Raw genomic sequence first — 12,054 nt, 5'->3', positions numbered from 1 at the left:
CCCCAGCGACAGTCGGGCGCACGCGACCCCCCGCGTACTGCGCCCATCATCACACTGTCCGAAAGCCGATGTCACCCCCGTTGACGTGCGGGCCATGCGGGCCTACGGCAGATGCGGGCGCACCGCCGCCCACGCGTCCACCGAGGCCGCCAAGGGGTCACCGTCCCCGAGGTGCGGACGGACCAGGGCCAGCCACGGGATCAGGAGCTTGATCCGGCGCAGGTGCAGGATGCCGCCGTGCGGGAGGTCCCGCCAGATCCGGCCCCGCGCCGCCGCCTCCTGTGGGGTCAGGTCGATCAGTGCCAGCAGCTCCCGGCACAGGGCCGCCGGATCGCCGCCGCGTTCCGGGCCGAACTCCCGGATCAGGTAGCCCCGTACGGCGGCCAGTTCGGCCCCCCGGGCCAGACCGTCCGTGCCCTCGGCCTCCGCGCAGCGGTCGGTCGCGGCGAGCGCCACCCGGCCCCAGCGGAGCCGGATCCCGTCCGGCACCTGGTCGTCCCGCATCCACCCCACCGCCAAGGTGCGCAGCGTCCGCGGGTGGGGTTCGTCGCCCAGCGGCGGGCCGGTGGCCAGCCACTCCTCCAGCTCCTCCAGCGAGTGCCCGTCCGGCGGCACCGCGGTCAGCACCTGCCCCCGGCTGAGCAGCGCGACCACCGCGCCGGTGAGATGGACCTTCGCGACGTGCCCGGCGTCGAAGAAGCCGACGGTGCGCCCGTACCGCTCGATGCGGCGCAGCCCGAGCCGTAGCTCCCCCACCGCGTAGACCTGGCCCGCCCGCGCCACCCCGCCGACGCAGCGGACCACGCACACGCCGCCCGTGACGTCGGCCTCCTCGACGGAGTACACCTGCAACTCGGCTATCGGCACGCCGGGAGGCTACCGGGTCCGCCCCGTCACCGTGCCGGGCTCTCCAGGACGAGGCGGATCTCCGTGACCTCGTAGCCGGCCCGGTCGAAGGCGGCCGCCATCGGGGCGTTCACGGTGTCGGTGGTCGCGGTGATGCGCTCCGCGCCCTCGGCCGCGTGGAAGCGGGTGATCTCGGCCAGGATCTCGTCGATCAGGCCCTGGCCGCGCTGCTCCGGTACGACGCCCAGGTAGCCGACGTTGCGGTGGTACGGGGTCGCGGAGGGCACGGCCAGGCCCGCGAGGGTGCCGTCGGGGAGTTCGGCGAGGCGCCACCACGAGCGCTCGCCGGGGCAGTCCCGGTAGAACTCGATGTCGTCGCGGGCCAGTTGCTCCGCATCCATCGACTGGAGCTCGGTCTGCGTGTGCAGATCGAGGCTGCCGGCCGACAGGCGCATGAACGCCTCCAGGAACTCCTCGTCCGTGCCCTCGCGGAAGACCAGCCGCCCGGAGGGCTCGGCCGGGCTCCCGGCGGCTGGGGTCCACTCGTAGCGCAGGCGCTCGATCTCGGTGGTCAGACCGCTCTCGTACGCCGCCTTCTGCCGCCAGGCGACCGCGTCGGCCATCGCCGGGTCGGTCCGCCAGTCGCGGGGCAGCGAGAGGTTGTAGAGCGGGAGCCCGCCGAAGGCGGCGTGGCCGGCGGCGAGCAGCCCGGCGGCCAGTGCGGCCGGGGCGGCCACCGAGGCCCGCACCTGGAGGCAGTCGAGCGCGATGGGCTGTTCGCTGTCGGGGCGGCCCCACCACAGGGCGCGGGCCAGGACCTCCCCGTCCTCGTCCTCGGCGAACCAGATCCACTCGGGGCGGAACCGGTTCCCGGCGAGCTCCTCACGGATCCGCTCGGCGGTCAGGGCGGGGACGGGACCGTCGGCCGGATAGGCGACGGCGCGGTCCAGGTCGGCCGGGTCTGCGGTGGCAGGTCGAAAGCGCATCCGGCGATGATCACACCTGGTGACCGCGCTGGCCAGGGGTTTCCGTACCTGCCGCGTACCTGCCGCCTGCCTGCCGCCTACCGGAAACGGCCGGAGGCCGGCCCCGTGTCGCGGGGCCGGCCTCCGGGATGTGCGTCGTCGCCCGTCACGCCCAGGTGATCAGGCGGCGGGGGTGTTCCAGGACCGCCGCGATGTCGGCCAGGAAGCGGGAGCCGAGCTCGCCGTCGATGAGACGGTGATCGAACGACAGGGCCAGGGTGGTGACCTGACGCGGCTTCACCTTGCCCTTGTGGACCCACGGCTGCAGCTTGATCGCTCCGACCGCGAGGATCGCGGACTCGCCCGGGTTCAGGATCGGCGTACCGGTGTCGACGCCGAAGACGCCGACGTTGGTGATGGTGATGGTGCCGTTCTGCATGTCCGCCGGGGAGGTCTTGCCCTCGCGGGCCGTGGCGACCAGCTCGGACAGACCCGTCGACAGCTCGCCGAGCGTCTTGGCGTGCGCGTCCTTGATGTTCGGGACGATCAGCCCGCGCGGGGTGGCCGCCGCGATGCCCAGGTTGACGTAGTGCTTGAGCACGATCTCCTGGGCCGCCTCGTCCCAGGACGCGTTGACGTCCGGGTTGCGGCGGATGGCCACCAGGACGGCCTTGGCGATGAGGAGCAGCGGGTTGATCCGCAGCCCCGCCAGGTCCGGGTCGTCCTTGAGCTCCTGGACCAGCTTCATCGTGCGGGTCACGTCGAGCGTGATGAACTCGGTGACGTGCGGCGCGGTGAAGGCGGAGGCGACCATGGCCTGGGCGGTGACCTTGCGGACGCCCTTGACCGGGATACGGGTCTCCCGTGCCGACGCCACCTCGGCTGCCGGGGCCTGAACCGGAGCCGGAGCCACCGCAGCCTGCACGGGGGCCGGGGCCGGCGCGGCCTGCGGGGTGATCGCCGCGGCGGCCGCCGCGTGGACGTCCTCCCGGGTCACGACCCCGCCGTCGCCGGTGGGCACCACGAGGGCCAGGTCGATGCCGAGGTCCTTGGCGAGCTTGCGCACCGGCGGCTTGGCCAGCGGCCGCTCACCGGCCGGCTGGGCCGGGACCGCGGGGAGCACCGGGGCGGCCGGAGCCGGAGCCGCGGGGGCCGCCGCGGCCACCGGAGCCGCCGTGCCGTTCTGCGCGGCCACGGCGGGCGCCGGAGCCTTGCGCGGGCGGCGCTTCGTGGAGGCGGTGGAGACGCCGTAGCCCACCAGGACGGGCTGGCGCGCCGCGGGGGCCGGCTCGGCCTCGGCCACGGCGGGGGCGACGGCCGGGGCCGCCTCCTGGACCGGGGCTTCGGCCGTCTCGACGGCGGGCTCGCCGCCCTCCGTCTGCACCGAGATGATCACCTGGCCGACGTCGACCGTGGTGCCCTCCTCGAAGAGGAGCGCGTGCACGACACCGTCGAAGGGGATCGGCAGTTCCACGGCGGCCTTGGCCGTCTCGACCTCGCAGACGACCTGACCGTCGGTGACCGTGTCACCCGGCTGGACGTACCACTTGAGGATCTCGGCCTCGGTGAGGCCCTCGCCCACGTCGGGCATCTTGAATTCGCGGATGGTCATGAACGTGGCTCCTCAGTACGCCAGCGAGCGGTCGACGGCGTCGAGCACCCTGTCCAGGCCCGGCAGGTACTCGTCCTCCAGGCGGGCCGGCGGGTACGGGGCGTGGAAGCCGCCCACGCGCAGGACCGGCGCCTCCAGGTGGTAGAAGCACCGCTCCGTGATGCGAGCGGCGATCTCCGAGCCCATACCGAGGAAGGTCGGCGCCTCGTGGACGACCACGAGCCGGCGGGTCTTCTCCACCGAGGCCTGGATCCCGTCGAAGTCGACCGGGGACATCGACCGCATGTCGACGACCTCCACCGACTTGCCCTCCTCGGCGGCCGCGGCCGCCGCCTCCAGGCAGACCTTCACCATCGGACCGTAGGCGGCCAGGGTGATGTCGGAGCCCTCGCGCGCCACGCGCGCCTTGTGCAGCTGGTACGGGATGGCCTCGACGTCCACCTCGCCCTTGTCCCAGTAGCGGCGCTTCGGCTCGAAAAAGATCACCGGGTCGTCGCTGAGGATCGCCTGCTGGAGCATCCAGTACGCGTCGCTCGCGTTGGACGGGGAGACCACCTTGAGGCCCGGCACGTGCGCGAAGAGCGCCTCGGGGGACTCGCTGTGGTGCTCGACCGCGCCGATGCCGCCCGCGTACGGGATGCGCACGACGACCGGCATCTTGATCTTGCCCAGGGCGCGCGCGTGCATCTTCGCGAGCTGCGTGACGATCTGGTCGTACGCCGGGAAGACGAACCCGTCGAACTGGATCTCGACGACCGGCCGGTAGCCGCGCAGCGCGAGGCCGATGGCGGTGCCGACGATGCCCGACTCGGCGAGCGGGGTGTCGATGACCCGCTCCTCGCCGAAGTCCTTCTGCAGCCCGTCGGTGATCCGGAAGACACCGCCCAGCTTGCCCACGTCCTCGCCCATGATCAGGACCTTCGGGTCCGTCTCCAGGGCCTTGCGCAGCGACTCGTTGAGCGCCTTCGCGATAGACATCTTCTCGATGGCCATGGTGGTCACTCCCCACCCTCGAAGGACGCGAGGTAGGCGGCGAACTGCGCGCGCTCCTCGTCGACGAGCGCGTGCCCGTCCGCGTAGACGTTCTCGAAGATCGCCATGGTGTCCGGGTCGGGCATGGCGCGTACGACCTCGCGCACCCGCTTGCCCAGCGCCTCGCTCTCCACTTCGAGCTCCGCGAAGAAGGCCTCGTCGGCGCCGCCGGTGGCGAGCAGGTGGGCCTTCAGGCGCAGGATCGGGTCCTTCGCCTCCCAGGCCGCCGTCTCCTCGTCCCGCCGGTACTTCGTCGGGTCGTCGGAGGTGGTGTGCGCGCCCATCCGGTACGTGAACGCCTCGACCAGGGTCGGGCCCTCGCCGCGGCGGGCCCGCTCCAGCGCCCAGCGGGTCACGGCCAGGCAGGCCAGCACGTCGTTGCCGTCGACGCGGACGCCCGGGAAGCCGAAGCCCTGCGCGCGCTGGTAGAGCGGCACTCGCATCTGGCGCTCGGTCGGCTCGGAGATCGCCCACTGGTTGTTCTGGCAGAAGAACACCACGGGCGAGTTGTAGACGGCCGAGAAGGTGAACGCCTCGGCGACGTCGCCCTGGCTGGACGCGCCGTCGCCAAAGTAGGCGATGACCGCGGAGTCCGCGCCGTCCTTGGCCACGCCCATCGCGTAACCGGTCGCGTGGAGCGTCTGCGAGCCGATGACGATCGTGTACAGGTGGAAGTTGTTGGTGTTCGGGTCCCAGCCACCGTGGTTCACACCGCGGAACATGCCGAGGAGGTTGGTCGGGTCGACGCCACGGCACCAGGCCACACCGTGCTCACGGTAGGTCGGGAAGACGTAGTCGTCGTCGCGCAGCGCCCGGCCGGAGCCGATCTGGGCGGCCTCCTGGCCGAGGAGCGAGGCCCACAGGCCCAGCTCGCCCTGGCGCTGCAGCGCGGTCGCCTCGCCGTCGAAACGGCGGGTCAGGACCATGTCGCGGTACAGCCCGCGCAGGTCCTCGGTGGTGATGTCGGCGACGAAGGGGGCGAACTCCGCGTTTTCCGCGTTGTCCACCCGGTCCCCTTCGGGCGTCAGCAGCTGTACGAGCTGAGGTTCGGCGTCCTGCGTCTGCGCGGTGGCAGCGGCGGGCTTGGCGGCGTTGGCCGCGCCTGCCGCCCGCTTGGTGCCGCTGCTGCGTCGCGGCTTGCGCGCGGCAGTGCTCTCCACGGTCACGTGTGCTCCTCCGTCGGTCCGGCACCCGGGTTCTCCGGGGTCCAGTGCGGCTCACCTGAACCTGTACCCGCGCACGGGGTGGGTGCGCGCTGCGTACGGGATTCAGGCGTGACAGGTGCCCCGGCGAGTGCCCTGCGCAATGCACGTTACCCAGTGCTTCGCATATCTGCGAAACCCCGTTTGACCTGGGATTTTGCTTGGATTTCCAAGTAAATCCGCCAACGCGGGAACAACCACTGGTCACAGCCTTGCAGGGGCCGGGAACAACGGCACGTTATCCCGGGTAACTCCGGCAGGGAAGGGGTGAGTGTGTGAAACTGACTTCGTGCGCGAAGACGGAAAAATCAAGGTATTCCTCCTGGACGACCACGAAGTGGTACGTCGGGGTGTCCATGAGCTCTTGTCGGTCGAAGAGGACATCGAGATCGTCGGCGAGGCCGGTACCGCCGCCGACGCCCTGGTCCGCATTCCCGCCACCCGCCCCGACGTCGCCGTCCTCGACGTCCGCCTTCCCGACGGCAGTGGTGTGGAGGTGTGCCGCGAGGTGCGCTCCCGGAACGAGGACATCAAGTGCCTGATGCTGACCTCGTTCGCCGACGACGAGGCGCTCTTCGACGCGATCATGGCCGGCGCCTCGGGATACGTGCTGAAGGCGATCCGCGGCAATGAGCTGCTCAGTGCCGTACGGGACGTGGCGGCGGGCAGGTCGCTGCTGGACCCGGTGGCCACCGCACGGGTACTGGAGCGGCTGCGCGACGGCAAGAACGGCAAGGGCGACGACCGCCTCTCCCACCTCACCGACCAGGAGCGGAAGATCCTCGACCTGATCGGCGAGGGCCTGACCAACCGCGTCATCGGCGAGCGGCTGCACCTGGCCGAGAAGACGATCAAGAACTACGTGTCGAGCCTGCTCTCCAAGCTGGGCATGGAGCGCCGCTCGCAGGCCGCCGCCTACGTGGCCCGCCTGCAGGCCGAGAAGCGCAGCTGACCGTAGTCGGTCCCGGGTGACCGGTGACGTACGGTGACGCCCCGTGGCCGCACGATTCCACGGGGCACGTGGCTTTATTCGGGACCAACGTCCCCGATCATCGGGGCGGGATCCTCTTTTCCGACCGCCCGTCGGTACCGGAGAGTGGACGGCATGTCCCCAGAGGAACTCCACGCCATCGAACTGCTGCGCCGGGTGCCTTACGGCCGGGTGGCCACCAGCATGCGTGCGCTGCCCTTCCTCGCGCTCGCCCGCCACATCGTGGTGGACGGCAAGGTCGCCTTGAGAATGCACTCCGGCTTCGGCCACCACCAGGCGTGCAACGGCAGTGTGGTCGCCTACGGGGCCGACAACTTCAATTCCCGGGACCCGCGCCTGTGGTCCGTACAGTTCACCGGAACCGCACGGACAGTCGAACCGACCAACGCCGAACTGGAACTTTTCGGACCCGGTCCGCATTTCGTCGACGGAGCGGTCTTCGACCCCGTCTACATGCGCATCGAACCGCAGTTCGTCACCGTGCACTCCCTCGCGGGGAATCCGGTCATGCAGTACCAGCACGCGCTCTGATACGTGAACGGGCCCGGCGGAATTGATTCCGCCGGGCCCGTTCACGTATCGGAGCGCGTCACTCGTCGAGGAGCCCGCCGCCGGTCTCCACGGGCTTCGACGGCGTGGAGGACGGGGTCTTCGACGGCGTGGAGGACGGGGACTTCGTCGCCGTGGACGCCGAACCCGACGGGGACGTCGAGGGGGACGTCGACGGCGTGAACGACGGGGTGAAGCTCGGCGTCCGGCTGCGGCTCGGCGTGAACGAGGGCTCGCTGTGCGAGGGGGTGTTGTCCGGGCTCGGCTGCGACGGCGTGTTCTCCGGCGTCTTGGACGTGCTCGGCTGGCCGGAGGAACTCGTGACGGGCGTCGACGGACCGTTGTCGTCCTTGCCCTTGTTGGCCACGCTGTTGACGGCGTACGCCACGCCGCCCGCCACCGCGATGACCGCGAGCACCGCGAACAGCCACATCTTCCAGCGGCTTGCGCCGCGGTCCTCGTAGCCGTCGTAGCCGCCCCCGTGGCCGTGGCCGTGGCCGCCCTGGCCGTTGCCGCCGCCCGGGAAGGCCGAGCCGTCGTCCGGGTTCAGCGGCGGCACGATCGGCCGATGGAACTGCGAGGTCGAGGCGTTCGCGGGGTACTTCTGCTGCCCGCCGGTCCCGCCCACCGGCATGGCGGTGGTGGCCGCAGCCCCGCCCCGCCCGTGCGGCAGGGCCATGGTGACCGGGCCGGTGTTCCAGGTGCCGGTGTTCGGCCCCTGGTCGTGCAGCATCTGGAGCGCGTACTGGACCAGCCCGCGCATCTCCTCGGCGCTCTGGAACCGGTCGTCCGGGTCCTTGGCCAGCGACCGCATGACGAGCCCGTCGAGCTCCTGCGGGATCTGGGCGCCCTCCGGCAGCTGCGAGGGCGGGATCGGCGCGTCCTGCACGTGCTGGTAGACCACCGACAGCGGGGTCTCCCCGGTGAACGGGGGCCGCAGCGCGAGCAGTTCGTAGAGAAGGCAGCCGGTGGCGTACAGGTCGGAGCGGTGGTCCACGGCCTTGCCGAGGGCCTGCTCGGGCGACAGGTACTGGGGGGTGCCCATGACCATGCCGGTCTGGGTCATCGTCGACTGGACGCCGTGCAGGGCGCGGGCGATGCCGAAGTCCATCACCTTCACCGCACCGGTGTCCGTGATGATCACATTCGCCGGCTTGATGTCGCGGTGCACGATTCCGTGCTGGTGCGAGTACGCGAGCGCCTCGAGCACGCCCGAGGTGATGATGAGCGCCTGCTCGGGGCCCGGGGCCTCGGCGCTGATCAGCAGGTCGCGGATGGTGCGGCCCTCGACCAGCTCCATCACGATGTACGGGACGGTGTTCGGGCCGACCCGGTCCTCGCCCGAGTCGTACACGGCGACGACGGCATGGTGGTTGAGCCCGGCGACGGACTGCGCCTCGCGCGTGAAACGGGCCTTGGAAACCGGGTCTTCGGCCAGGTCGGCGCGGAGCAGCTTGACGGCCACGGTGCGGCCCAGACGCACGTCCTCGGCGGCGAACACCTCGGCCATGCCGCCACGGCCGAGCCGGTGGGTCAGCCGGTAACGGCCGTCTCCCACCAGGCCGCCGGCGCCCCAGTGCTCAGGACCGTCGGCCATCCCGGCGCCGTTTCCCTCGGGTTCGGGTGCCATCAGTCCTCGCCGTCGTCTCTCTCGGCCGCCGCTCAGCGGTGTCCTCTTCTTTGATGCTCCGATGAACGCTACAGCCTCGGAACCGGTCACCGTTCGGACAAGGCGCCCTGTGCCCGTGTGGTCACGGAACGGGCACCTGGCTTGACGTGTGCTTGCCCTCCGGCAGACTGGGCGCGACATGCGCTCAGCCAGAGGCGTAGGGACACATCCCGAGGGGAAGCAACAGTCATGAGCCAGGACGGCACTCAGGGCCAGTACGCGGGCGGCTCTCTGGCCGGTGGCCGTTACCAGCTAAGGGACTTGCTCGGTGCGGGAGGCATGGCCTCCGTGTACCTGGCGTACGACTCGGCGCTCGACCGGCAGGTCGCCATCAAGACCCTGCACAGCGACCTCGGCCGCGAGGCGTCGTTCCGCGAGCGCTTCCGCCGCGAGGCGCAGGCTGTAGCCAAACTGTCGCACACGAACATCGTCTCGGTATTCGATACCGGTGAAGGCGAGGTGACGTTCGGCACCGGCGCGGGCGACGGCTCGGTGATGCCGTACATCGTCATGGAGTACGTGGAGGGCCGGCCGCTCGGCTCGGTGCTCGACGCGGACATCCGGCAGCACGGGGCCATGCCGGCGGACAAGGCGCTGAAGGTGACGGCCGATGTGCTGGCCGCGCTGGAGACCAGCCACGAGATGGGCCTGGTCCACCGCGACATCAAGCCCGGCAACGTCATGGTGAACAAGCGCGGCGTGGTCAAGGTGATGGACTTCGGCATCGCCCGCGCCATGCAGTCGGGGGTCACCTCGATGACGCAGACCGGCATGGTCGTCGGCACCCCGCAGTACCTGTCGCCCGAGCAGGCGCTGGGGCGCGGGGTCGACGCCCGCTCCGACCTGTACTCGGTCGGCATCATGCTGTTCCAGCTGCTGACCGGGCGGATTCCGTTCGACGCCGACTCGCCGCTGGCCATCGCGTACGCCCACGTGCAGGAGGAGCCGGTCGCTCCGTCCTCCATCAACCGGTCGGTGACCCCGGCGATGGACGCGCTGGTCGCGCGGGCGCTGAAGAAGAACCCGAACGAGCGCTTCCCCACGGCCGCTGCCATGGGCGACGAGGTCGCGCGCGTGCTGGGCTCCGGGCAGACCGGGGCTCCGGTGATCATCCAGGGCGCCGCCACGGGCGGCAGCGGCGCGGGCGTGGCCTCGGCCGTGTTCCCGCCGGTGGACTCCGGGTTCCAGGCGCCGCCGCAGTCCGTGCAGCATCCGTACCAGGCGCCGCACACGCCGGTGCCGTCCCCGTACGCGCCGACGCCCGCCCCGCAGTCGCACGCGCAGGGCGGCTACGCCTACCCGCACACGCCCGCGCCGCAGCAGCAGTACGCGCCGCAGACCCCGCCGCCGTACACGATCTCCCCGGCGAGCACGTCGGTCCAGGCCGGGAGCGGCGACAAGCGGAACATGCCGGTGGTCGTGGGCGCGGTCGCGGTGGCCCTGCTGGCGGTCGGCGGTCTGATCGCCGCGATCTCGATGAACGGCGACGACGACAAGGGCAAGGACGGGGGGACCCCGGGGGCCTCGACGTCGGCGTCCGGCTCCGCGAAGCCCGGGTTCAAGGGTCCGGACCTCACCCGCACGATCGACCCGAAGAAGTGCAAGGAACCGACGAAGCACTACAGCGAAGCGGGGAAGTACCAGGCGCCGGACCTGCGCTACAAGAACCTGTTCTCCGTGAAGGAGTGCATCCAGGCCTCGGGCGGCAAGTACAAGATCGTCGAGAAGGACGAGGCCGTGTACGGCAAGGACATGGTGCTGGAGCAGAGCCCGCAGCCCGACGACAAGATCGACAAGGAGGGCACGGAGTACACGCTGACCGTGTCCACCGGCAACCCGGGCTAGTCCGACCCCAAGCACTGCGCGACACACCGGCATCCCGGGCACCTCGATGAGGAGCCCGGGATGCCGCTTTTGCCCCACTATGTAAATCTGAGCGAGACACCCCGGCTGCTCAGGACGGGAGGGGCACCCCGTGATCCAAGGCTTCCGTCCGCCGCGCTGGCTGACCTGTGCCGCGCTGGCCGCCGCCGCGCTCACCTCCACCGCTCCCGCACACGCCCGGGCTCTCGCACCGGCCCCCGGCGCCGCCGTGCCCGCCGCCCCCGCACCAGGCGTCGACGTACCGGAAGGCCCTCGCGAGGGGCTGGCCGGCAGCGCCGCCGGGGCCGGACGGCCGCGGCCCGGGAGGCCCGTCACCGAGCCCGCCAACCCGGAGATGCTCGTGGCCTCCCGCCCCCTGCCCGTACGGCCGTATCCGCGCCCCGAGCCCCCCGAGCCGCCGCCGCGGGTCGCGCCGACCCCGCCCTCGGCGGTCACGGCCCTGGGCACCGAGCCGAACGAGCGGGCCGCCGACCTGGCCGCCCACATACTCCCGCTGGGCACCGGATTCGCCCTGATGGGACTGGGTCTGGGCTACATGGGCATGCGGCTGCGCAAGGGCCTGTAGCGGCGGCGTCCCCCTTCCGGCGTACGACCGGAGATGGTTGCCGGGAGTGAACATACTCGGTATACATACTCGGTATGTCGATCCGTCACGGGCTTCTCGCCCTGCTGGAACGGGGTCCTCGGTACGGCTCCCAGCTACGCACCGAGTTCGAATCCCGCACCGGCTCCACCTGGCCGCTCAACGTCGGGCAGGTGTACACCACCCTCGCCCGCCTGGAACGCGACGGCCTGGTCGCCCCCGGCGGCGAGGACACCGCCGGGCACACGCTCTACGCCATCACCGACGACGGACGCGCCGAACTGCGCCAGTGGTACGAACGCCCCGTCGACCGCGCCAACCCGCCCCGCGACGAGCTGTCCATCAAGCTCGCCATGGCCGTGGGCTCCCCCGGCGTGGACATCCGCGCCGTCATCCAGTCCCAGCGGCACGCCACGATCAAGGCGATGCAGGACTACACCCGGCTCAAGGCCACGGCGCTCGCCGCGGTCGAGGGCGGGCAGTCCCGCGAACGCGACGACGTGGCCTGGCTGCTGGTGCTGGAACAGCTGATCTTCCAGACCGAGGCCGAGGCCCGCTGGCTCGACCACTGCGAAGCCCGGCTCGTCCGGCTCTCCCTGCCGGCCGACGGGAGAGCCGCCGAGCCCGCACCGCCCCAGGCCGCCACCGGAGCCGAACCAATCGCCCCGACCACCACCGACCGGCCCCGCACCGCCCGCACGCGGCGGAGCTGAACCACCGT

Annotated in this window: 11 protein-coding genes; 5 read left to right on the top strand and 6 right to left on the bottom strand. The window is 71.3% G+C overall.

Annotated elements, in window-relative coordinates; all coding sequences use genetic code 11:
- Positions 1–102: 102 nt before the first annotated feature.
- From JIW86_RS21290 to pdhA, 5 genes are all read right to left on the bottom strand, one after another.
- Complete coding sequence (locus tag JIW86_RS21290; RefSeq protein WP_257555457.1) at positions 103–867, bottom strand: hypothetical protein; 765 nt, start codon at positions 865–867, stop codon at positions 103–105.
- A 26-nt stretch (positions 868–893) separates the two neighbouring features.
- A complete protein-coding gene (locus tag JIW86_RS21285) occupies positions 894–1,832 on the bottom strand; it encodes a GNAT family N-acetyltransferase (protein WP_257555456.1) in 939 nt (312 codons plus the stop codon).
- Positions 1,833–1,977: 145 nt separating this feature from the next.
- Positions 1,978–3,423, bottom strand: a complete 1,446-nt coding sequence (locus JIW86_RS21280) for a dihydrolipoamide acetyltransferase family protein (protein ID WP_257555455.1) — start codon at positions 3,421–3,423, stop codon at positions 1,978–1,980.
- Positions 3,424–3,435: 12 nt separating this feature from the next.
- Entirely contained in the window at positions 3,436–4,416 is a 981-nt protein-coding gene (locus tag JIW86_RS21275; RefSeq protein WP_215145077.1) for an alpha-ketoacid dehydrogenase subunit beta, read from the bottom strand.
- Between the two features lie 5 nt (positions 4,417–4,421).
- The gene (pdhA, locus tag JIW86_RS21270; RefSeq protein ID WP_215145075.1) at positions 4,422–5,621 is read right to left on the bottom strand and encodes a pyruvate dehydrogenase (acetyl-transferring) E1 component subunit alpha; all 1,200 of its coding nucleotides are present in this window, start codon (positions 5,619–5,621) and stop codon (positions 4,422–4,424) included.
- 325 nt (positions 5,622–5,946) lie between these two features.
- On the opposite strand from pdhA, the gene JIW86_RS21265 reads away from it, so the two are divergent.
- Both JIW86_RS21265 and JIW86_RS21260 read left to right on the top strand, forming a co-directional pair.
- Positions 5,947–6,609 carry a response regulator gene (locus tag JIW86_RS21265; protein WP_257555454.1) on the top strand — a complete coding sequence of 221 codons (663 nt, stop codon included), beginning with the start codon at positions 5,947–5,949 and terminating at the stop codon, positions 6,607–6,609.
- A gap of 153 nt (positions 6,610–6,762) precedes the next feature.
- Entirely contained in the window at positions 6,763–7,179 is a 417-nt protein-coding gene (locus JIW86_RS21260; RefSeq protein WP_215145071.1) for a pyridoxamine 5'-phosphate oxidase family protein, read from the top strand.
- 58 nt (positions 7,180–7,237) lie between these two features.
- Here JIW86_RS21260 and JIW86_RS21255 read toward each other — a convergent pair whose 3' ends face one another.
- The gene (locus tag JIW86_RS21255) at positions 7,238–8,827 is read right to left on the bottom strand and encodes a protein kinase domain-containing protein (RefSeq protein ID WP_257555452.1); all 1,590 of its coding nucleotides are present in this window, start codon (positions 8,825–8,827) and stop codon (positions 7,238–7,240) included.
- A 228-nt stretch (positions 8,828–9,055) separates the two neighbouring features.
- Between JIW86_RS21255 and JIW86_RS21250 the strand changes: the two genes are divergently transcribed.
- The 3 genes from JIW86_RS21250 to JIW86_RS21240 all read left to right on the top strand — a co-directional run bounded on the left by JIW86_RS21250 (position 9,056) and on the right by JIW86_RS21240 (position 12,046).
- Positions 9,056–10,711 (top strand): protein kinase domain-containing protein, encoded by a 1,656-nt coding sequence (locus JIW86_RS21250; protein ID WP_257555451.1) that lies wholly within the window; start codon positions 9,056–9,058, stop codon positions 10,709–10,711.
- Positions 10,712–10,841: 130 nt separating this feature from the next.
- On the top strand, positions 10,842–11,315 hold the full coding sequence (locus tag JIW86_RS21245; protein WP_257555450.1) for a hypothetical protein: 474 nt from the start codon (positions 10,842–10,844) through the stop codon (positions 11,313–11,315).
- Positions 11,316–11,389: 74 nt separating this feature from the next.
- Entirely contained in the window at positions 11,390–12,046 is a 657-nt protein-coding gene (locus JIW86_RS21240) for a PadR family transcriptional regulator (RefSeq protein ID WP_257555449.1), read from the top strand.
- The last annotated feature ends 8 nt before the right edge of the window (positions 12,047–12,054 follow it).

This window comes from Streptomyces sp. NBC_00162, from assembly GCF_024611995.1.
In the GTDB taxonomy this organism is placed as follows: Bacteria; Actinomycetota; Actinomycetes; order Streptomycetales; family Streptomycetaceae; genus Streptomyces.
The sequence above is the reverse complement of the archived record's forward strand: the minus strand, read 5'-3'. Positions and strand labels throughout refer to the sequence as shown.